This is a genomic window from Microbacterium fluminis (assembly GCF_051549805.1).
GTDB lineage: Bacteria > Actinomycetota > Actinomycetes > Actinomycetales > Microbacteriaceae > Microbacterium.
In genome coordinates this window covers 1,318,474-1,338,677 of record NZ_CP196042.1, presented here as the reverse complement: position 1 = coordinate 1,338,677, position 20,204 = coordinate 1,318,474, and the positions used below count along the sequence as shown (strand labels likewise).

Here is a 20,204-nt window from a genome sequence, read left to right as displayed (position 1 = left end):
TTCACTGTATAGTCAGTGCATGCTGACTCTTGCTTCACGTGTCGATGTGATGAATCGGCTCGGCCGGGCGATGGCCGATCCGACCCGGTCCCGAATTCTGTTGACGCTGCTGGACCGCCCAGGGTATCCGGCGGAGCTCGCCAGGGATCTTGGGCTGACCCGGACGAATGTGTCGAATCACCTGACCTGCCTCCGCGGGTGCGGCTTAATTGTCTCGACGCCGGAGGGGCGTCGTACCCGTTATGAGATCGCTGACCCGCACCTGACCCAGGGGCTCCGGTCTCTGCTTGAGGCCGTTGTCGCCGTGGACGAGGGTGCACCGTGCATGAACCAGGAGTGCGAGTGCTGCAAATGAAATTGCCCGCCTCATCACTGTGCCGCCGTCCCGCATCATGGGTTCGGAGGTGACGCGGTGAGCGACGAGTGCTGCGGACCTGACGAACCACGCACTACTCCCACGGTGCGCCGCATCGAACTCTCCCTCCCTTCTCCGGCCGGTGACGCCTGCTGTGCACCAGCCGACCAGCGGAAGGACGGCGCCGTTACCGATACCGGCGACGCGTGTTGCGGCCCCGATGTTGTGAGCAAAGGCACAGTCGAGGAGGTTGAAGTCGAGGTGCGTCCTCCGTGGTGGCGAGACATCGCCCTCCTCCCGTCCGCCCTGTCGGGGGTGTTCCTTCTCGCCGGGTACACGTTCGAATGGTCCGGGTTGCCCGTCCCCGCGCTGGTGCTGCAGGGTGCAGCTCTGATCGCCGGTGCATACACGTTCGTTCCCGGCGCGATCCGCCGCCTGATCCGCGGCCGGCTCGGGGTCGGCCTGCTGATGACGATGGCAGCGATCGGAGCGGTGCTGCTGGGCCACGTCGGTGAGGCCGCAACGCTCGCGTTCCTGTTCTCCCTCGCCGAGGCGCTCGAGGACCGCGCGATGGACCGCGCCAAAGAAGGACTACGAGCCCTGCTGACTCTCATCCCCGACACCGTGCGCGTCTCCCGCCTGGGCGGGGACATCACCATCCCTGCCGCTGACGTGCGCGAGCTCGACGTTCTCGTCATCGGCGCCGGCGAACGCGTCGCTACCGACGGAGTCGTGACCGACGGACGCTCCAGCCTGGACACCTCCGCGATCACCGGTGAATCGATCCCCGTCGACGTGGGTCCCGGCGATCAGGTCGCGGCCGGATCGGTGAACGGCTCCGCGACTCTCAGGATCGAAGCGACCGCAGACGGACGCGACAACTCCCTCACCCAGATCGTGACGCTCGTCGAGCAAGCCCACGCCCGCAAGGGCGAGCGAGCTCGCCTCGCGGACCGAATCGCCCGCCCGCTCGTACCAGCCGTGCTGATCGCCGCGGCCCTCGTCGCCGTCTTCGGATTCATCGTCGGCGACCCAGGATTATGGATAGAACGCGCCCTCGTCGTCCTTGTGGCCGCCTCACCCTGTGCGCTGGCGATCGCGGTCCCCGTCACCGTGATCAGCGCCATCGGCGCGGCCTCCAAATTCGGGGTCGTGATCAAATCCGGCGAAGCGTTCGAACAGCTCGGCATGATCCGCACCGTCGCCCTGGACAAGACCGGCACACTCACACGCAACCAACCCACTGTCGTCGAGGTGCACCCCACGCCCGGGACCACTCGTGACGATCTGCTGGCGTGGGCGGCGGCCGTGGAGGCGTCTAGCGCTCACCCTCTTGCTGCGGCGATCACTGCGGCGGCGCCCGGCTCGACCTCCGCAACGGGTGTCGTCGAGGCTGCGGGCCACGGAATCACAGGCAAGGTCGACCGGCGCACCATCCGTGTCGGCAACGACCGGTGGCTGGATCCCGGCGAGCACCGCCCGCTGGCGGAGTCGATGGCAGCGCAGGGCATGACCGTCGTGGTCGTGGAAGCGGACGGCCAGATCGCCGGGCTGATCGGAGTCCGTGACGAACTGCGCCCCGAATCGGCTGAGACGGTGCAGATGCTGCACGCACAGGGCATCGAGACGATCATGCTCACCGGCGACAACGACCGCACCGCCCGGGCGATCGCCGACACTGCCGGCATAACAGACGTCCGCTCCCAGCAACTCCCCGCAGACAAGGCCGCGGCGGTCGAAGCATTGGCGGCGTCGCGGCCGACAGCGATGGTCGGTGACGGCATCAACGACGCACCCGCCCTAGCGACCGCGACTGTCGGCATCGCAATGGGGGCGAAAGGATCCGCCGCGGCAATCGAATCCGCCGACGTCGCGTTCACCGGCCACGACCTGCGCCTCATCCCCGGCGCCTTCGCGCACGCACGCCGCGCCCGGCGCATCATGACCGCGAACATCGTGCTCGCTCTAGCAATCATCATCGTGCTGTTTCCCCTCGCCCTCCTCGGAGTGCTCGGACTTGCCGGGGTGGTGCTCGTGCACGAGGTCGCCGAGGTGATCGTCATCCTCAACGGTGTCCGCGCCGGCCGGCGACCGGCTAGCCTTCGACGGTTCGCCGCGGTAACACATGGCGGACTGAGCGCACCTGTGGATGCCCGCGCCGTAACGGCAGCTCCCCGAGGATGATTGGTCCCCACGGGCGGGTCGTGTTTTCCGCTGTGCAGACGGTGCTTCTCGCTGCGGCGGTGTTGTTCTGTGCAGTGATGCTGATAGGCGGCGACCGCGGACCGGGAAACGTGTTCGTCATCGCGATCATCTTCCTGAGCTTGTCGCTGGCGGGCCACGCGACCTTCCTATTGCTCAGCTACCGCTCCGCCAGACGTCACCGGCGATCGCCATAGAGCATTTGCGTGCGTCCCAGGGTCGATCGACTCAACGTCCGTGCGGGAGGTGCTCGAGGTGCCCGATGGCTTCATCGAGGAGCTCGGTGACATGGTCGTCGAAGAGCGAATAGTGGATGTGCCGGCCGGCGCGACTCCCGGTGACGAGGCTGAGGTGCCGCAGCAGCCGAAGATGGTTTGACACGGTCGTCTGACCGATCTGCAACTGTTCACTAAGTTCGGTCACGGTGCTCGGTCGCGCGCTCAACGTGCTGAGAATTCGCAGCCGCGCGGGGGAGGCCAGCGCCTGCATGATCTCGGCGAGCCGCTCGGCGTCCGCTACGGACAAGGAGCTCGCTTCTCGACGCGTCTCAGCAGTGGCCATGCTCACCATTGTGCCCTTCGATCACGATAATCATTCACAACAACAATATATCATGAATATGTGATGTATTGTTTGGGGATGACCGCTTCTTCTTCGACGACTGCCGCGCCCACTGCTGAGACCCAGGAACATGCTCACGGTTCTGCCCGGTGGGAGTTGTGGTTCGCGATCGCCGCCGGCGTCACCTATGCCGGCGGGATGATCACCGAGTTTGCATTGGGGCTGCCGTTAGTCGGATGGCCATTGGTGTTTTTCCTTGCCACCTACTTCTTCGGCGGGTTCTTCACGTTCCGCACCGCGATCGCCTCCACGCTGCGCGGCAAGTTCGAGGTCGACTTTCTCATGTTGGTCGCCGCCATCGGCGCCGCCCTCATCGGCCGGTGGGCGGAGGGCGCGGTACTGCTGTTCCTGTTCAGCCTCGGCCACGCGCTCGAGGAGTACGCGCTCAGCCGGGCAAGCAAGTCCATCGAGTCGCTTGCCGAGCTCGCCCCCCGCAGCGCGCTGGTGCGCCGGGGCGGGGAGGAGCCGGTGGAGGTGCCGGTCGAGGAGATCGTGGTCGGCGACGTCGTGGTCGTCCGACCGAACTCTCGCATCCCCTCAGATGGCTTCGTGATCTCGGGCGTGTCCGCGGTGGACCAGTCCGCGGTCACGGGGGAGTCGATCCCGGTGGAGAAGGAACCGGTGGCAGACCCGGAACGGGCGATGCGGACCGTTGACACCCTTCCCGCCGCCAACCGGGTCTTCGCCGGTACCGTGAACGGGTCCGGAGTGCTCGAGATCGAGGTCACCGCGACCGCGGCGGACTCGACGCTCAGCAAGGTCGTCGAGCTCGTACGCACCGCCGACCAGGCCGCGTCACCGACGCAGCAGTTCATCGACCGGTTCCAGCGTTGGTACGTTCCCGCGGTGATCCTCGGCGTCGCTGTCACGCTCCTGATCTCGTGGTTCGCGTTCGGACAGCCGTTCCCCGATGCGTTCTACCTCGCCATGACGGTGCTCGTCGCAGCCAGCCCCTGCGCTCTCGCGATCGCCACCCCGGCCGCTGTGCTGGCGGGTGTGGCACGTGCCGCCCGGGCTGGCGTGCTCGTCAAGGGCGGCGCCCCGCTCGAGACCCTCGGACGGGTGAAGGCGATGGCGTTCGACAAGACCGGCACGCTGACCTGGGGTGCACCCCGGGTCACTTCCGTCACCCCTGCTGGCGATGTCCCCGAGCCCGATCTAATCCGCACTCTCGTCGCAGTGGAGGCACTCAGCGACCACCCTCTTGCCGAGGCGATCGTCCGCGACCTCGAACCCCGCGTCCCCCAGGCCGAGCGCCTCACCGCGACAGACCTGAACGCGGTCGTCGGCCGCGGCATCACGGCGACGATCGACGGGGAACGCGTCGACGTCGGCAACCTGCGTATGTTCGAGGAGCAGCAGCTCGCGCTTACCGGCACACTGTCCGATGCTTACACGCAGGCGCGGGACTCCGGTCAGACGCTGATGATCGTCCGCCGAGGTGACCGATTCCTCGGCATCGTCGGAGTCATGGATGCCTCCCGCGCGGAGTCCGCTCAGGTACTCAGCGCTCTTCGGGCCGCGGACGTGGGGCAGCTCGTGATGATCTCCGGCGACAACCAGCGCGTTGCCGACGCGGTAGGCCGGGAAGTGGGCGTCGACACGGCCCTCGGCGAGCTCCTCCCCAAGGACAAGGTCGCTGAGATCACCCGCCTCTCCGAAACCTACCGCCCCATCGCGATGGTCGGCGACGGCGTCAACGACGCCCCGGCGATGGCCAGCGCTGACGTCGGCATCGCGATGGGCGCCGCCGGCTCCACCGTCGCCCTGGAGACCTGTGATATCGCCCTGATGAGCGACGACCTCGGCCGCCTCCCCTTCGCTGTGCGGCTCAGCCGCGCCACCAGCCGGATCATCCGGCAGAACCTCATCGCCAGCCTCGCGATCGTCGCGTTCCTCATCCTCGCCACCTTCCTGGGGCTGAACATCGGCGCCGTGGTTCTCATCCACGAAGGCTCCACGCTGGTCGTCGTCGCCAACGCACTCCGCCTACTCAACTTCGAGCGAGGCAAGGAACACCACGGCATCGACCACGAGGACAAGCCCAGCCCGTGACACTTTCGTCTCCTCTCGAACGCCCCGCCAGGATCGTCTTCGCCAGAACCGTTTTGCACGGTCACCCCATTGGAGTTCACCCGTGAAATGTCCCATCGATGGCAATACCTTGGTGCTGTCAGATCGCACCGGAATCGAGATCGACTACTGTCCCGAGTGCCGTGGAGTATGGCTCGACCGCGGTGAACTCGACAAGATCATCGAACGCTCGCTGACAGCTCCTCCGCCCCCCGCTCAGCAGACGGCACCATATCCGACGCGATATGACGGACATGGGTCCAAACATGGATCCCAGAGCAGACACGACAACAACGACAGACAGAATGGCCGACGTCGCGGCGGGTGGCTCGGCGAACTCTTCGACTAGCGCTCCCACCGCCGGAAGTGCCTCGTCCCGTGCGAACTATGTGACCCAACAGGCCTTCACGGTGCCGGTCGTGGCCTGCGCGACGGTCGGGATCGTCTCAACGAAGGCCCGTGTGGTCTCCTCTGACCCCGGATATTCGACGACTCGCCAGCCCACAATGCCGAAATCCTCATCCAAAGCCTGCACAGCGCATGCGAACGCCGCGCCGGCGGGCGGGGTGGCCTGGAAAGATACGGTCACGGTGCGGGCATCGACCAGTTCGAAACCTGTCTCGTCGAATCCGACGTCGTCGAACGAGTTCGAGACGGTCAGCCATGCAAGCGCAGCGACAGCCAATGCCGCCACACCGGTGACGGCGATCCAGAACAGTCGGCGGCGGATTGGGCGCGGAGCGCGACCGTAGCGTTCGGCCAGCTCTTCCTTCGTCGTCACGCGGTCCTCTGTTTTCGTAGGGCTCAGCTGCGGGGGCGAGCCTCGTGTGTGGCGAGGTCGGCGAGGTGCGCGTTGTAGGCCTGTAGATCGGCGTCACCGGTGCGGTCCGCGTGCCGGTCGCGGCGTTTGGTCTCACGGTCGTCGCTGCGGCTCCATTGGATGGCGACGGTGATCGCGAGGATGAGGGTGGGAATCTCGCCGATCAACCAGGCGATGCCGCCGCCGGTGTACTGGTCCTCGAGCGGCGTCGGCCCCCACGTGCGGCCCATCGACCCGAACCAGTCGGCAACCATGAGTCCCGCTTGCATCATGATGGCGATCCCGAAAAAGGCGTGCATCGCCATGATGCCGATGAGCAGCAGCAGCCGGCCAGGGTAGGGCAGCCGCCAGTGCACCGGGTCGATGCCGATCAACGTGAGGGCGAACAGGTAACCGGTGATGAGGAAGTGCGCGATCATCCACTGGTGCCCGAGATGATCGGCCAGCGACCACCGGAACAGGTCGGTGTAGTAGAAGACCCACAGCGACCCGATGAACAAGCCGGCTGCGACGAACGGGTTCGTCAGCACCCGGGCAACGGGCGAGTGCACGGCCCACAGAATCCATTCCCGGCCGCCACGCGTACCGTCGTCGCGCTTGCGGACCGCGCGGACGGCGAGGGTCACCGGCGCACCGGCGACCAGCAGCACGGGGATCGCCATCGTGAGCAGCATGTGCCCGACCATGTGCATACTGAACAGGTAGTCCTGGTAGACGTTGATGACTCCGCCGGTGACCCACACCAGCAGCACCATGCCGGTGACCCACATGATCGTGCGGTATACCGGCCACGCGTCGCCGCGGCGGCGCAGCCGCCACACCCCGACAAGGTAGAAGAAGATCGCGAACCCGGCGATCACCGCCCACAGCAGGTCGACGTTCCATGCGGTGACCCACCGTTCGATCGTGAGCTCCGCGGGCAGCGGTGCACCGGTGAGGCGTTCCGCTGGCGACGGGGTTTCGGGAAGCGGGGCCGGGTTCGGTGGTGGGGTGCGGGCCAGCGCTGCAGCGGCGCCGCTGGCCACGCCCATCAACCCCAGCTCGAACACGATCAGGATCCAGAAGGGGCGGGCTGCTGCGTCAGAGCTGCGCATTCTGCCGATCAGCCGCATGCGGTACCACGCGCCGAAGAGCCCGAGACCGATCAGTGCGACGACCTTGACGGCCAAGATTGCGCCATACGGGGAAAGCAGATCCGACCACTGCTGCAGGCCGATGGCCGCGCGCACCGTGCCGGACACGGCGACGAGCACGAACGCGGCTAAGGCAATGCTCGAGTAGCGGGCGACGACATCGGCGATGCGCTGCCGCGGGAGGACCGGACGGATAGCGACGAGCAGGAGGAGACCGCCGAGCCAGACCGCGGCGCCGATGATGTGCAGGATGAGCGCCATCATCGCCTCGTGGTGAAGGGCGTCATCCCCGGAGTGTCCTTGCGTGCCCATCGGCACGAGCGAGGCGACCGCCAGCAGGGCGACCAGAAGCGTTCCAACCCAGGACCGCACCGCGAATGTCAGGACGGTAAGTGCTGCGCCCGCCACGGTCGTGATAAGCCACGTCCGGCCCACCTCGAGTTCGACAAGGAACCGCCCGAGCTGGGCACCGAACTGCGGTCCCACATCGATCGCCGGGTTGAACACGCTGAGAAACGTGAGGAAACCGGTCACGCCAGCCGCCATGGTGAACACGGCTGTGGAGATCGAGGCGGTATCGAGGGCGACATCGAACTCGCGCTCACCCGTCCGCAACGTGAACAGCGCCGTCACGAGCACACCGACCATTCCCGCGGCGGCGAGGTTCACGATCAGCTTCGCGGCCGGAAGCCCCCAGCGCACGACCGGGCCGGCGTCACCAAGGGGGAGCTGTGCAGCGCCGCCACCGAATGCCAGTGCGCCGACCAGCACAGCGAGTGCCGTCCCAACGAGGAGCGTCGGCCCGACTACCCGCAACGTGCGGTAGTTGACTTCTCTGGTGCGCGGGATCATTCGTAGTCGCCTACCGGGTTTGCTCGCGGCGAGCTCGCCTGCGAGGCCTTCTGTGGGCGTTGGGGTCACGGTGGTTCTTTCGGGTCGGGATTATGCGCAGCCAGGCGGAGCAGGTTTAAGGCTCCCCCGCGGAGGTACCAGTCGGGTGTTATCTGCAGCCCAATCGCGCCTGCATAGATTTCATCGCGCTGATCTCGGCGGTCTGTCCGTTCTTGATGTTTTCTGCGACGGTCAGGGCACGAGGATCTGTGCCGAGTTCGATGAGCGCCTCCGCCATAGGGATGGCGCCTTCGTGGTGCCGAACGAGCAGTCCGAGGAAGAGACAATCAGCTTGCTGCCCGGTCGCGCCCTCCAATGCGGAGATCTCATCAGCTGAGGCCATGCCCATGGCGATGCGTGCCTCTTCCTCCGTCATGGCCGCACCGTCAGACATCGCGTGGCCGCTCCCGCTCGGAGAGGCATCCATCCACTGCATCATCGGACCACCAGACTGCGACAGCCCCCACTGCACGAGCCAGTCGTACATCTCGCCGCGCTGGCCCGCCTGCCCTGTGGCGATGTCGTACGCGAAGATCCTCAGTTCCTCGTCCGAGGTCTTGCGGTAGATCTCCATGGACATCTGGATGGCCTGCGCGTGATGCACCTGCATATCGCGTGAGAAGCCCGCCTCGGGAGAGTCAGTACCCGGTGTGCCCGCGGCCTGCGACCCGAAGGTCGAGAAGCGCCCCACAGCGAAGGTCAACGCGCCGACCGCGAGCAGGACGAGGAGAACTATCCACCACCGGGGCCACCCGCGGGAGGGGGATGCGTCGCTGTTTTCGTCACGGTTCATTGCTTTCCCGGTGCGTCGTATGCGCCAGTGCAGGCGGCGTTCGGCTCCGGCGCGTTCTGGCTGCGCCAGTACTCTTCGAAGAACACGCCGATGCGCTCGTCGGCGGCCGAATCGACCTTCAGTTGCTGGTTCCAGTTGGACATCACGATCGGCGCATCCAGTCCCTCATAGGGGGACAGAACGACATAGGTGGAGGGCAGAAGGCTCTTCAGGGCTGCGAGTTGATCGCCCGCGACCTCGTCGGGGTTGTAGGTCACCCACACCGCGCTGTGCTCCATGGAGTGGACCGCGTTCTCATTCGGGACCGATTGGTCATAGATGCCGCAGTTCAGCCAGACAGCATTGTGCGGGCCGCCCGCCGGGGGGCTTTGCTCGTATTCGACAGCACCCTCGACGTGCTCAGCCGTGTTTTCGAAGGTTGCAACACCTTCGATGCTCGCCCCCTCGCTGCCGGCCTCGTACTGTCTCGGCGGTGACGGTGCGAGCACGACGGACGCGACGACGAGGCCGATGATCACCACAGCCGCCGTTGACCCGACGATCCACCAGACCAGTTTGCTGCGACGGCGTTTGGCGAGCTGTTTCTGATACTCAGCCAGCTTCTCCTGACGCTTGTGCTCACGCTGTTGCTTGACGGTGACCGGACCGTGCTGAGGGGTTCCGGCCGGATTTGGGCGGTTCGGGGTCATGTGCATGCTTTCAGTTCGTGTCTCGGGCGGATTCGCGGATGAGGCTCAGCTGAGGCCGGAGTAGGCGTGGAGTCCTTTGAAGAACATGTTCACGATGGTGAAGTTGAACAGCACCGTGAGGAAGCCGATGATGCACAGCCAGGCGGAGCGGGTGCCACGCCACCCTCTGGTCGCGCGGGCGTGGATGTACCCGGCGTAGAGCACCCAGATCACGAAGGTCCACACTTCTTTGGTGTCGAATCCCCAATAGCGTCCCCAGGAATCGTTGGCCCAGATCGCGCCGGCGATCAGGGTGAAGGTCCAGAACACGAACCCGACGATCACGAACCGGTACGCGAGGGACTCGAGCGCATCCGCGGTGGGCAGCGTCGCCAGGAACCGCGGGCCGCCGGCACGAGCCGAGGGTGTGTCAGTGCGCCGTTCCCGACGGGTTTGCATGAGCTGGGTGACCGCGAGGCCGCACGCGATTGCGAACAGGGCGGTCGCGAGCGAGGCGACGAAGACGTGGATGACCAGCCAAACACTCTTGAGCGGGTCCATCAGCGGAACGACCTCGACGTAGAACGTGATGGTCGCCCCACCCAGCAGCAACACGATCATGCCGATGAGGAACGCGCCTAGGAAGCGGAGGTCGTAGCGGCGTAGCACCAGCAGGTATACCGCGACGATCAAGACGGTGCCGGTCAAAGCAAACTCGTACATGTTCGCCCATGGCACCCGCCCGGCAGTGATCCCGCGCAGGACGGTCCCTGCCAGGTGGAACAGGAACGCGAGGACCGCCAGCGACGTCCCGATCCGTGCCCACAGCAGCCGCGGCCGCTGCGCGGACGAGGTGTAGACGATGTCCGTCCCACCGCTCTGGGTGATCTCGGTCTGCGGGCTCACCGCTGCAGTGGCACTGACCAGGGCCGGCTCCCGCTGCGGGGTGCTGGCAGGGACGGAGCGTTGAGCAAGGTCGATGGTGTATGCGATGAACGCGAGCAGGTAGGTGGCGATCGCCGTCCACACCAGCAGCAGCGAGATGCCATCGAGGGAGAGCGCGTCAGTTCCGGTCATGGTGTGGTCATCCTCTTCGTCGTTGCAGGCAGGGGGTGGGCGCGAGCATCGTTGCGCGGCGGACGTAGGCGGAACATATGTCAGCCTGCGTTCGCTTCCAACCAGGCCAGCGAGTCGACGGCGGTGCCGTCGAGATACACCTCGAAGTGCAGATGATTTGCGGTGGAGCGGCCCGTACTGCCGACAAGCCCGACCAACTGCCCGGCCGTGACGCTCTGCCCGACGCTGACCTGCCGGCTACCGGTTTGCATGTGGGGGTAGACGGTGCTCACCTGCTGCCCGTTCAGGACGGATTCCACCACGACGGTGACCCCGTACCCGCCGTAGCTGTCCTGTGAGATCCGCACGACTCCGTCGAGGGACGCGTAGACGGGGGTTCCGCCGGCGGCGACCATGTCGGTGCCCATGTGTGCGCCGCCTCGGTCGCCGAACCGGTCGGTCACGACGAATGGGCCGCCCACCGGCCAGCGTACGGTTCCGCTGCCGGGGGGCACCATGCTGTAGTCGAACGGCAGCGAGGCGACCTGCGCAGCGCGCGCACGCTCTGCGGCTGCTTCTGCCGCCTTCTTCTGGTCGATCTCTTCCTGGGTAGTGGCTGCGTAGCTTTCCCGGGTGAGCTGCGTCGCGGTCGCGTCGGAGGCGACGATCAGAGATTGCGCGTCATCGGATGCGATTTGCTGCAGCGTCGGGAGTTCGATGTCTGCGGGCTGCCAGGCAGCGTATGCGGGGAGGGCGAAGGTGGCGATCAGGCCGGCTATTGCTGTGAGAGCCGCGAGGGACCGCAGCGGCCGCAGCGCGATCGGCCCGCGGCGGGCAGACGTGCTGGCGGGAAAGCGCCGCCTGGGGTGGACCGCGTTTGCGGGGAGTGAGGTGACGGCGCGGCGGAGGCTGCGGCGTGTGGGGGGCGTCTGGGGCTGGTCGCCGGCTGGGGTGGTCTGTTCAGTCATGATGTCTTTCATTTCGGGTCAGATCGAGACGCCGCGGGCGGCGAGGAAGTCGATGGGGTTGACCGGGGAGCCGTCCACGTAGGCCTCGAAGTGCAGGTTGCAGCCGAACGCGTTGCCGGTGTTTCCTTCGCTGCCGATCAGGTCGCCGGCGTTCACGCGCTGGCCGTATCCGACGTAGAAGCCGCCGGGGCGGATGTGGGCGTATCCGGTGCCGATCCCGCCGCCGTGGTCGATCTTGATGTAGTTGCCGTAGCCGCCGTTGTACCCGGCGTACACGACGGTGCCTGCCGCGGTCGCGTAGATCCCGGCGCTGCAGCCGCCGCTCAGATCGACGCCATAGTGGTAGCTGGTCGAGCAGTAGCCGTTGCCGCACTGGGAGCTGCGCGGCCCGAATCCCGATGTGCGGTTCCCGGATGTTGGCCGTGCCCACCCGGAGCTGACCACACCGCCGCCGCTGCCTGAGGCGGCGAGCCGCTCGGCTTCGACCTGCTCCGCCGCTCGACGTTGCTCCTCCGCGATGCGGGCAGCTTCCACTCCGACCTGATAGTCGGTGATGGTCTTCGCGGTGGTGTCCTCGAGCGCGGCGAGCTGGGCCTGCAGCTCGCCGAGGTGGAGAGTTTGCGCGTCCAACGCGGCCTGTGCGGCATCGGCGGCTTGCTGCGCTTCGAGCATTTTCTGTTCAGCGACACGTTGCAGTCGGTCGCGTTCGTCTCGGGCGACCACTGACTGATCGGTCAGGCTCTGCGCGGCGTCCCGCGCTGTGATCGCGGCGGCATATACCGCCTGGTTGCGCTCGAGCAGCTTGTCCATCACCCCCAACCGGGAGAGGAGGTCGTCCGTGGCGGCCGCTGAGCCGGAGAAGAACAGCTCCAGGGAGGTGGTGTCGCCGCCGTCTCGGTACAGTTGCGCGGCGACGCGGCCGGCCTTGTTCGCAGCGTCGGTCGCGTTCTGCGCTTCCGTGTCGGCTTGGGACTGCAGCGCGTCCGCGCGGACGGATGCGTCGAAATACTCCTGCTGGGCGGTGTAGAACGCACCCGCGGCCTGCTCGGCGATAGCGCGGGTACGCGTCACCTCACCGGTCAGGCTTTGAATGAGACCCTGGATCCGCTGCACTTCGGCGGCTTTGGTTGCTTCATTCGCTTTCGCGGCCTGCACGTCCTCCCAAGACGGATAGGTCGCCGCGAAAGCCGCCGGCAGCAACGGGCCGGCGAGCAGGACGGCGACCGCGCTCAGTGTTCCCCCGGTCAGCAGAGTCCGTCGGCTCAGACCAGCCCGGAATGCGCGACTCTCCGCGGGCGTGGGCGCGCACCCGCAGTCCTCCGCCATCAGGTCACCAGGCAGGGTGAGATCGCTGCGCGTCCCCAGCGTCCGCAGCGGCAGGGCATGTCGGTCGACGCCAGGTCTCGCCCGTGGCGTGTTCATGGGTGCCTCCCCTGGTCAGTCGGACGAGCACTACCGTCCGCACGCCAGCGGAAACGGTGGGAGAACCCTGCCGCGGTGAGAGCGCCGGCAGCGGCGAGGACGATGAGAGCGGTGAGCCAGGGGCCGAGGATCACTCCGGGGGTGAGCCCGGTGCGCAACGGGACAGTGGTGATCGACGCGTCAGCGGTGTCGACACCGATGCTGTCGAGGGTGGTGCCGTCCGGGGCGATGACCTGGCTGGTGCCCACCGTAGAGACGTTGACGACCGCGCGGCCGGTTTCGATGGCGCGCATCCGGGCGAACGCGAGTTGCTGCAGGTTCTCGTCAGTTCCCCGGAAGTCGGCGTTGTTGGTCTGGAACACGAACACCTCCGCACCAGAGCTGGCGCCATCCCAGATCACGGTGTCGTAGATCACGTCGAAGCAGATCGCCAACCCCACCCCGACATCGCCGACCTGCACAATCGGCGAATTGGTGCCTGGGGTGTACTCGCGCTGGATCAGTCCCACCAGCTCGGGGACGATCAACTCGTAGAACCACCGATCGGGCACATACTCCCCGAAAGGGACCGGGTTAACCTTGTCATGCCGCTGCCGGTCCCCAGGATCTGCTGTCCACAGCAGCGAGGTGTTGAAAACCTGGTCGCCGCGGGTCGTAGCGGCGTTCATCAGCAGCGGCGCCCCGGTCGAGCGCACGACACGGTCCAATGTCTCGGCGGCTGCCGGATCGTTGAGCGGGTCAGCGTCGACGCCGCCTTCCGGCCACGCCAGCAGGTCCATCGGCTGCCCGTACAGAGGGCGCGTCGCGGCGGTCTGCGCGGCGAGGACGTCCCCGGGAGTCTTGTCGTCGAAGTATCCCGTCGGCCCGTTGCCCTGCACCCAGCCGACCCGGAATTCTCCGGCCGAGGTGGTGGGAAACTGCGGAACGATGACCAAGACCACCGCGACGACCCCCGCGGGGATGAGCCCCTTATGGAACCGAATCCCGCCGGCGCGGAGCCACTGCACACCAGCTGCGCAGACCGCGACGATCAGGAAGGAGAGCCCGGTGACACCCGTCCACGACGCGACCTCAGCAATCGGGCCGCCGACCTGGGTCATCCCGAGCCGCGCCCACGGGAAGCCGGAGTATGGCCATGTTCCCATCACCACCTCGCGAGCCGCCCACAACCCCGCGACCAGCAGAGGCACAGCGGCAAGCTGCATACCGTTACGGGATCGGTGGCGGGCGGTCCACCGATAGGCGAGGGTGATCGGCACGGCGCCCACCCCGAACAGGACGGCCTCCAGCCCGGCGAGGGCAAGCCACGGCACCGGGCCGAGGAACTCGCCCACCCACACCAGGTGAGTCGTGTAGAACACGGCGCCGAAGACGGTGCCGACCAGCAGGGCACCGCTGATGCTGCGGCCAATCAGGGTCAGCAAAGCAACCGTGACGCTCGCGAACGTGAGCGGCCACCACCCGACCGGCGGGGACGCGAGATCCAGGAGGAACCCGGCGACCGCAGCGGCGGGCACCGCCACCCAAAGCGGCAGCGACCACGAGGCCGTCTGGCGCTGCATCGCCGGCGTCGGCGCGGCGGCGGGTGTCGGCAGAGTGGCACGCATGGGTCAGGTGTCCTTCTGGTGGAGCCGGGTGAGGTAGTCGTTGTAGGCGTCGAGTTCGGGATCTCCGTGGGCGTCGGCGCGGCGGTCGGCAGCGACGGCCTGGGCGGTGTCGTCACGGAACCAGCGGTGCATCACGTAGATGAGCATCAGCAGGGTGGGAGCCTCACCGTACGACCAGGCCAGCCCACCGGCGAGACGCTGGTCTTCGATCGGGTCGATGCCCAGCGCGCTCGTCGGACCAGCGAACCCTTGAACGAGGGTGGTGGCGGCCATCATCAGAAACACACCGAAAAAGGCGTGCAGGGCGGCTTCAGCGAAGACGTCCAGGGCACGGCCGCCGTGGCTCATCCGCACCGGCAGCGGGTCCGAGGACAGGATCGGGATGGTGAACAGCATCCCCGCGACCAGGAAACCCACCTCGAGGAGGGTGTGGCCGGTGACGGTGGACAGGATCGGATCGGCGAAGTTCGCCAGGTACAGACCGTAGAACGCGAACAAATACAGCGGCACCGCCAGCCACGGGCTGAGCAGCCACCGTCCCGCCCGGCTACGCAGCCCGGCATGTGCGACGCGGAGTACTAGGAGGCCGGGGCCGTGGTGCGGGGTGGCGCGCAGCAGCAGGGTGCCAGGAGAGCCGAGGACCAGCAGCGGCGGGATCGCCATCATCAGAGTGAGCTGCTGGAACATGAACACCGAGAACAGCGCGTACCCGTAGTTCTCCACGGCCAGACCGGTGACGGCGGCGAGGGCGACGCAGCCGAGCAGGAAGCTGATCGTCCGCCACACCGGCCAGCGGCGGCCGCGCACCCACATGCGAATCGCGCCGGTCAGGTAAGCGACCGCGAGGAGCCCCGCCAGTATCGACAGCACCGGGGCCGGCAGCGGCGCCGGGGTGAGGAAGCCGCCGAGAGTTGGCGGGGCGTCCGGGATCCACACGGTCACGGTGTGCCCTTCGCCGGTGGCTCGACGCCGAGGGCCTGCGCGTGGCGGGTGGCGAGTTCGTCAACGGCGCGCGCCAGGGTGGGGTCTTCGCCCCGGGCGAGGCCGGCGTATTCGACGTGCACACTGTCCGGGGTAGTGCGGGCTTTCACCCAGAGCCGGCGGCGGGGCACGAACAGGCCGGCGAATAGGCCGAGGGTGGCGAGGACGGCGAACGCGAGCACCCAACCGCTGCTGGGGTCGCGTTGGATCTGCAGCGACGCGAAACGCTTGACCGGCTCCTCCGCCGTGACCTCCTCCCAGGTGATCGTGCCCCACCCGTTCGGCAAGTCGACGGTGGCGCCGGGGGTGAGCTCGAGCGACTCGGCGGCGCTGTCGCCGCCCGTGTGTTGGGTGAGCCCGTCGACATCGAGCGTGTACACCGACCTGGGGGTGCCATCGTCGATGCCGAGATCCCCGCTGAACACGTTGAGGGTCATCACGGGGTTGACCACGTCCGGGTAGACCGAGGTGAACGCGCCGGAGGGCAGCACCCCCTGGGTGGGGTAGAAGAACCCGACCAGCCCGACCTGTTCGGGCAGGCCGTCCGGGACCTTGATGATCCCGAGCGAGGTCATGTTGGAGTCCTGCGGCAGGAACGGCTGCGACTCGCTGTACACGACCTCGCCAGCGGCGTCGCGGATGGTGAGGGTAGGGGCGTAGCCGTTGCCGAGCAGGTAGATCCGGTCGCCTTCGACGGTGATCGGGTAGTTCACGATCACGCTCTGCGCCCGGTCGTCCTGGCCGGGCTGTCGGATAGTGACGTCGGCGGAAAAGTCTCCGGCTTGGCCTGCGCCGGGGGTGCCGGGCAGCCGGTAGGAGACCTGGAAGTCGTCGAGGGTGAGCGAGTAGGGGGCGAGGCCGGTGCCGTTGACGAATCGGCCGGGGTTGAACGAGGAGTAGTCGCTGAGCGCGTTCACGAACGTGGTCCCCTCCACCACGACGCGTTGCCCCGTGTACGCGAATGACCCGCCGATCGCTACCGAGACCAGCACGCCGACAAGGGCGATGTGGAAGAGCAGGTTGCCGGACTCGCGCAGGTAGCCGCGCTCGGCCGACACCGACGCGGCGCCGCCGGCGTCGTAGCGTTCCACCCGGTACCCGGACTTACGCAGGTGTTCTGCTGCGATGTCGATCGCGTGCGCGGCCGGGTCACCCTGCCCCTCACCTGGGGGCAGGGTGAGCTCACGGTACTCGGACAGGCGTGATAGCCGCGCCGGGGTGCGCGGCGGGCGGGTGCGGAGCGCCTTGTAGTGGTGTTTCGCGCGCGGAATCACGCAACCGATCAGGGAGGTGAACAGCAGCAGGTAGATCGCGGAGAACCACGGCGAAAGGTACACGTCGAACAGCCCCACCGCGTCCGCCAGCGGGAACACGTCGGGGTTGGTTCGCTCCCACTGGATGACCCCGTTCGGGTCGGCGCTGCGCTGCGGGAACAGCGACCCCGGCACGGCGGCGATGGCGAGGAACAGCAGCAGCACCAGCGCAGTGCGCATGCTGGTCAGCTGCCGCCACGCCCACCGCAACCACCCTGTGACACCCAGCACCGGTTGGGCGATCTCGGTCGACGTGTCAACGTCGGTGTCGGCGTGATCGCCGGGCCGTAGCGGGTCGGCGGTAACGTCGCTGCCGGTGTCAGAGCGGGAGGGGGACATTGATCACCACCTGTTGCAGCTGCGACATCAGTACCGTCCACAGCCCCGTCACCATCAGCAGGCCGAGGGCGATAAGCATGGCCCCGCCGATGATGTTCAGGGCGCGGATGTGGCGGCGCAGGAACGTCACCGATCGGGACGCCCACCCCCACCCGGCCGCAAGGATCAGGAACGGGATGCCCAGACCCAGCGAGTACGCCAACCCGAGCAGGCCCGCGCGGGCCGGGTCGCCGAGGTTCCACGACATCGAGATGATCGCCGCGAGCGTCGGGCCGATACACGGAGTCCAGCCAACGCCGAGCGCGAACCCCAAAAGCGGCGCCCCGATCAGCCCCGCCCTGCCCTGAGCGCGGGGACGCAGAGTGCGCTGCGCGATGCCGAAGAATCCCAGGAACACCAGCCCGAGGGCAATGATGATGACCCCGAACACCCGGGTGAGGATGCCGGCGTACTGCAACAGCAGGTACCCGAATGCGCCCCCGAGGATCGTGACAGCGACGAACACCACCGTGAACCCGGCGATGAACAAACTCACGCCCAGCAGCAGCCGGGCACGCTCCGCCACCGCGGTGCGCCCGCCGTCCACGGTGGGGCGAGTTGTCGTCGTGGTGGTGGTGCTGCCGAGGTAGCCGAGGTAACCGGGCACCAGCGGGAGAACGCACGGGGACACGAACGAGACCAGCCCAGCGAGGATCGCGACCGGGATCGCGACCCAAAGCGCGCCGTCGACGATCACCTGACCCGGGTTCACGAGCTATCCTCGGCGAGAGTGTCGGCCACCAGGGTGGACAAGATCGACGCGCTGGCCAGCTGCCCGATGATCCGCGCCGCGACCCGCCCCTCCTGGTCGATGACCAGCGTGGTGGGGGTGGCCTGGATCGGGGTGACTTGCGCGAATGCGAGTTTCACCCTGCCGTCGTTCACGTCGATCACACTGGGGTAGGTGACGTTGTTGTCCCGGGCGAATGACAGCGCGGTCGCGGGCTGGTCGTAGGTGTTCACCCCGAGGAACGCGACACCCTGGTCCTGGTACTCCTGCCAGACCTCCTCGAGCAGAGGCGCCTCGACGATGCACGGCCCGCACGCGGCATACCAGAAGTTCACCACCAGCACCCCGCCGCGGTAGTCGTCACTGGACACCACCTCGCCGATCTCGGTGACACCCTCGAACACCACCGGCTCTCCACGATCGGTGTCCGGGATCTCAACGATCTGGAAGTCGCCGGCGATGTAGCCTTTCTCGTTCCCGTCCCGGTACTGCTGGGCGAGCGAGTCGCTAGACGTGCAGCCGGCGAAAAGCCCGGCAACCAGCAGGACCGAGGCGGTGGCGATTAGAGCGCGGTGGTTCATGGTCGCTTGACCTTGATCAGGGCGCCGGCCACCAGGAACACGACCGCGGCGACCGGCTGCGCGGCCGTCCACACCGGGCCGGTGAACGGAAACGGGAACACCGGGTTCCAGATCACCACGATCGCCACGAACACCGGCACCCACCACCACTGCCGCGCCTGGATAGCGAACCAGCCGACGATGACCGCGATGATCGCGGCGACGAACAGCACCAGCATGAACCAGTCCCCGCCCATCAACACCGGCGCAAGGAACAAGACAGCGGCCGCGAGCAGCCCCGGGGCGAACGCGTTGCGCTGGTAGACCGACGGGGTGCGCTGCTTGGCCATCATGACCCGCTCACCACCGATCCCGCCGCCGGCGACGGTCCACCGGCCACCCCGTTATCCGGTGTGCTTGCGCGGACGCGCCGGTGCCGGATCCACATGTTCACAGCGAGCACGATCACGCCTGCGCCGAGGGCGACATCGGCGAGGTTCCCGATGAAAAGGGTCCCGTAGGCGAGGAAGTCGGTGACGTGCCCGACCCCGAACCCGGGCGGGGAGAACAGCCGGTCGATCACGTTCCCGACCGCGCCGCCCAGGATCAGCCCGATCCCTACCGCCCACCATCCTGTCCGCGCCCGCGCCGCGGCGACGATCAGCACCACCACCGCGCCGACACCGAGGAGCGTGAGAAGCCCCGTGAACCCGGCGCCGAGGGAGAGGATAGCGCCCGGGTTGAAAACGAGCTGCAGCCCGAGCAGATCACCCAGCAACGGAATGCGCTCGTCCTGGCTCAACCCGCCGAGTGCGGCCGCTTTCGTCGCCTGATCAACCAGGACCACCACACCGGCGGCCAGGCAGGCGATCGCGAATCGCCGGGACTGCTCACGATTCATCGGCCAGACCGTCCTTCCCCGTGTCGCCAGTCCCATCGCCCTTGCCTGACGCCGCGGCGGCTTTGTCTCGGCGGCGGCGCTCCCGGGCCACCATGAGTACAACGATCAGGGCACCGCCGAGCACGATCACCCCGCTCACGACCGCGAGGACGGGGAGGAGCTCGCCGCCCCCGGAGGGGCCATTGTGCACCTCTCCGGGGGTAGCGGCCGATGTTGTCGCAGACGGTTCGGGCGTCTGTTCCTCGGTCGCTTCCGGGGTGGGGCTGGGGGTGCTGGTGGGTACCATGATGGCCTCCACGGTGTACTGATACTCGTTACTGATCGGGTGGCCGTCGCTGGAGACGACCCGCCACCGCACCGTGAATACCCCCGGCTGACCCGGCCGCACAGCCTGGGTGACGGTGGTCCCGTCAATGATCGGTACTCCGGACGCGAGGTTCTGCCCGTCCGCGGCGACGACCTCGATGATCACCGCGCTGAAATCGGTGAGGATCTCTCCGCTGAACGTCAGCGAGATCTCCTCCGGCACCACGGTGATCGTGGAACCGCCTTCCGGGGAGGACGAGACGATCTCATCGTGCGCGGCCGCGGGAGCTGCGACAGCGAAAAGCAGACCAGCGGTCAGCAACAGCGCCGCCAGGCCGGGCAGAATGAAGGAGCGTCGACGGCTCGCAGCGGTGGGTGATCGGCGCCGGGATGCCCGGTCGGTAACAGGTACTGTGGTCATGGTCT

20 protein-coding genes are annotated in these 20,204 nt (G+C 67.2%); 4 read left to right on the top strand and 16 right to left on the bottom strand.

Translation table 11 applies throughout. The features are described from left to right. Positions 1-19 precede the first annotated feature (19 nt). Positions 20-355 (top strand): Cd(II)/Pb(II)-sensing metalloregulatory transcriptional regulator CmtR, encoded by a 336-nt coding sequence (gene cmtR / locus ACSJDX_RS06325; protein WP_438354695.1) that lies wholly within the window; start codon positions 20-22, stop codon positions 353-355. A 225-nt stretch (positions 356-580) separates the two neighbouring features. Continuing rightward, the gene (locus ACSJDX_RS06320) at positions 581-2,539 is read left to right on the top strand and encodes a heavy metal translocating P-type ATPase (protein WP_438354694.1); all 1,959 of its coding nucleotides are present in this window, start codon (positions 581-583) and stop codon (positions 2,537-2,539) included. A 246-nt stretch (positions 2,540-2,785) separates the two neighbouring features. On the opposite strand, the gene ACSJDX_RS06315 is transcribed toward ACSJDX_RS06320, so the two are convergent. After that, entirely contained in the window at positions 2,786-3,118 is a 333-nt protein-coding gene (locus ACSJDX_RS06315) for an ArsR/SmtB family transcription factor (RefSeq protein WP_438354693.1), read from the bottom strand. A gap of 78 nt (positions 3,119-3,196) precedes the next feature. Here ACSJDX_RS06315 and ACSJDX_RS06310 point away from each other — a divergent pair, with 78 nt between their 5' ends. Both ACSJDX_RS06310 and ACSJDX_RS06305 read left to right on the top strand, forming a co-directional pair. Then, on the top strand, positions 3,197-5,233 hold the full coding sequence (locus tag ACSJDX_RS06310) for a heavy metal translocating P-type ATPase (protein ID WP_438354692.1): 2,037 nt from the start codon (positions 3,197-3,199) through the stop codon (positions 5,231-5,233). 82 nt (positions 5,234-5,315) lie between these two features. Then, positions 5,316-5,600, top strand: coding sequence for a zf-TFIIB domain-containing protein (locus tag ACSJDX_RS06305; protein WP_438354691.1), 285 nt, complete (start codon positions 5,316-5,318; stop codon positions 5,598-5,600). A gap of 36 nt (positions 5,601-5,636) precedes the next feature. On the opposite strand, the gene ACSJDX_RS06300 is transcribed toward ACSJDX_RS06305, so the two are convergent. The 15 genes from ACSJDX_RS06300 to ACSJDX_RS06230 form a co-directional block, all read right to left on the bottom strand. After that, positions 5,637-6,032, bottom strand: a complete 396-nt coding sequence (locus tag ACSJDX_RS06300; protein ID WP_438354690.1) for a DUF4307 domain-containing protein — start codon at positions 6,030-6,032, stop codon at positions 5,637-5,639. A 23-nt stretch (positions 6,033-6,055) separates the two neighbouring features. Beyond that, on the bottom strand, positions 6,056-8,056 hold the full coding sequence (locus tag ACSJDX_RS06295) for a cytochrome c oxidase assembly protein (protein WP_438354689.1): 2,001 nt from the start codon (positions 8,054-8,056) through the stop codon (positions 6,056-6,058). Positions 8,057-8,204: 148 nt separating this feature from the next. Next, entirely contained in the window at positions 8,205-8,888 is a 684-nt protein-coding gene (locus ACSJDX_RS06290; protein WP_438354688.1) for a DUF305 domain-containing protein, read from the bottom strand. Next, positions 8,885-9,577 carry a DUF3105 domain-containing protein gene (locus ACSJDX_RS06285; RefSeq protein WP_438354687.1) on the bottom strand — a complete coding sequence of 231 codons (693 nt, stop codon included), beginning with the start codon at positions 9,575-9,577 and terminating at the stop codon, positions 8,885-8,887. Before ACSJDX_RS06285 ends, ACSJDX_RS06290 begins: the two co-directional genes overlap by 4 nt. A gap of 45 nt (positions 9,578-9,622) precedes the next feature. Then, positions 9,623-10,633 carry a c-type cytochrome biogenesis protein CcsB gene (gene ccsB / locus ACSJDX_RS06280; RefSeq protein WP_438354686.1) on the bottom strand — a complete coding sequence of 337 codons (1,011 nt, stop codon included), beginning with the start codon at positions 10,631-10,633 and terminating at the stop codon, positions 9,623-9,625. An 80-nt stretch (positions 10,634-10,713) separates the two neighbouring features. Further along, a complete protein-coding gene (locus ACSJDX_RS06275) occupies positions 10,714-11,580 on the bottom strand; it encodes a M23 family metallopeptidase (RefSeq protein WP_438354685.1) in 867 nt (288 codons plus the stop codon). 18 nt (positions 11,581-11,598) lie between these two features. Next, positions 11,599-13,002 carry a peptidoglycan DD-metalloendopeptidase family protein gene (locus ACSJDX_RS06270; protein WP_438354684.1) on the bottom strand — a complete coding sequence of 468 codons (1,404 nt, stop codon included), beginning with the start codon at positions 13,000-13,002 and terminating at the stop codon, positions 11,599-11,601. Then, on the bottom strand, positions 12,999-14,609 hold the full coding sequence (gene lnt / locus ACSJDX_RS06265; RefSeq protein ID WP_438354683.1) for an apolipoprotein N-acyltransferase: 1,611 nt from the start codon (positions 14,607-14,609) through the stop codon (positions 12,999-13,001). Before lnt ends, ACSJDX_RS06270 begins: the two co-directional genes overlap by 4 nt. Before the next feature lie 3 nt (positions 14,610-14,612). After that, entirely contained in the window at positions 14,613-15,551 is a 939-nt protein-coding gene (locus tag ACSJDX_RS06260; RefSeq protein ID WP_438354682.1) for a cytochrome c oxidase assembly protein, read from the bottom strand. After that, positions 15,548-17,242, bottom strand: a complete 1,695-nt coding sequence (gene resB / locus ACSJDX_RS06255; RefSeq protein WP_438354681.1) for a cytochrome c biogenesis protein ResB — start codon at positions 17,240-17,242, stop codon at positions 15,548-15,550. The genes ACSJDX_RS06260 and resB overlap by 4 nt, the downstream gene beginning before the upstream one ends. Next, positions 17,223-17,993 carry a cytochrome c biogenesis CcdA family protein gene (locus ACSJDX_RS06250; protein ID WP_438354680.1) on the bottom strand — a complete coding sequence of 257 codons (771 nt, stop codon included), beginning with the start codon at positions 17,991-17,993 and terminating at the stop codon, positions 17,223-17,225. Before ACSJDX_RS06250 ends, resB begins: the two co-directional genes overlap by 20 nt. Further along, positions 17,990-18,592: a TlpA family protein disulfide reductase gene (locus tag ACSJDX_RS06245; protein ID WP_438354679.1), complete on the bottom strand. Its 603-nt coding sequence runs from the start codon at positions 18,590-18,592 to the stop codon at positions 17,990-17,992. The genes ACSJDX_RS06250 and ACSJDX_RS06245 overlap by 4 nt, the downstream gene beginning before the upstream one ends. Then, positions 18,589-18,924 (bottom strand): DUF6804 family protein, encoded by a 336-nt coding sequence (locus ACSJDX_RS06240; protein ID WP_438354678.1) that lies wholly within the window; start codon positions 18,922-18,924, stop codon positions 18,589-18,591. Before ACSJDX_RS06240 ends, ACSJDX_RS06245 begins: the two co-directional genes overlap by 4 nt. Continuing rightward, entirely contained in the window at positions 18,921-19,472 is a 552-nt protein-coding gene (locus ACSJDX_RS06235) for a signal peptidase II (protein ID WP_438354677.1), read from the bottom strand. Before ACSJDX_RS06235 ends, ACSJDX_RS06240 begins: the two co-directional genes overlap by 4 nt. Then, positions 19,462-20,199, bottom strand: a complete 738-nt coding sequence (locus ACSJDX_RS06230; RefSeq protein ID WP_438354676.1) for a copper resistance CopC family protein — start codon at positions 20,197-20,199, stop codon at positions 19,462-19,464. Before ACSJDX_RS06230 ends, ACSJDX_RS06235 begins: the two co-directional genes overlap by 11 nt. Positions 20,200-20,204: the final 5 nt, after the last annotated feature.

What these genes read in the sequence shown, in the direction of transcription:
- ACSJDX_RS06230 (WP_438354676.1), bottom strand. Translation starts at nt 20,199, where the DNA reads ATGACCACAGTACCTGTTACCGACCGGGCATCCCGGCGCCGATCACCC.
- ACSJDX_RS06295 (WP_438354689.1), bottom strand. Translation starts at nt 8,056, where the DNA reads ATGATCCCGCGCACCAGAGAAGTCAACTACCGCACGTTGCGGGTAGTC.
- ACSJDX_RS06245 (WP_438354679.1), bottom strand. Translation starts at nt 18,592, where the DNA reads ATGAACCACCGCGCTCTAATCGCCACCGCCTCGGTCCTGCTGGTTGCC.
- ACSJDX_RS06235 (WP_438354677.1), bottom strand. Translation starts at nt 19,472, where the DNA reads ATGAATCGTGAGCAGTCCCGGCGATTCGCGATCGCCTGCCTGGCCGCC.
- ACSJDX_RS06270 (WP_438354684.1), bottom strand. Translation starts at nt 13,002, where the DNA reads ATGAACACGCCACGGGCGAGACCTGGCGTCGACCGACATGCCCTGCCG.
- ACSJDX_RS06290 (WP_438354688.1), bottom strand. Translation starts at nt 8,888, where the DNA reads ATGAACCGTGACGAAAACAGCGACGCATCCCCCTCCCGCGGGTGGCCC.
- lnt (WP_438354683.1), bottom strand. Translation starts at nt 14,609, where the DNA reads ATGCGTGCCACTCTGCCGACACCCGCCGCCGCGCCGACGCCGGCGATG.
- resB (WP_438354681.1), bottom strand. Translation starts at nt 17,242, where the DNA reads ATGTCCCCCTCCCGCTCTGACACCGGCAGCGACGTTACCGCCGACCCG.
- ACSJDX_RS06275 (WP_438354685.1), bottom strand. Translation starts at nt 11,580, where the DNA reads ATGACTGAACAGACCACCCCAGCCGGCGACCAGCCCCAGACGCCCCCC.
- ccsB (WP_438354686.1), bottom strand. Translation starts at nt 10,633, where the DNA reads ATGACCGGAACTGACGCGCTCTCCCTCGATGGCATCTCGCTGCTGCTG.
- ACSJDX_RS06240 (WP_438354678.1), bottom strand. Translation starts at nt 18,924, where the DNA reads ATGATGGCCAAGCAGCGCACCCCGTCGGTCTACCAGCGCAACGCGTTC.
- ACSJDX_RS06315 (WP_438354693.1), bottom strand. Translation starts at nt 3,118, where the DNA reads ATGGCCACTGCTGAGACGCGTCGAGAAGCGAGCTCCTTGTCCGTAGCG.
- ACSJDX_RS06310 (WP_438354692.1), top strand. Translation starts at nt 3,197, where the DNA reads ATGACCGCTTCTTCTTCGACGACTGCCGCGCCCACTGCTGAGACCCAG.
- ACSJDX_RS06285 (WP_438354687.1), bottom strand. Translation starts at nt 9,577, where the DNA reads ATGACCCCGAACCGCCCAAATCCGGCCGGAACCCCTCAGCACGGTCCG.
- cmtR (WP_438354695.1), top strand. Translation starts at nt 20, where the DNA reads ATGCTGACTCTTGCTTCACGTGTCGATGTGATGAATCGGCTCGGCCGG.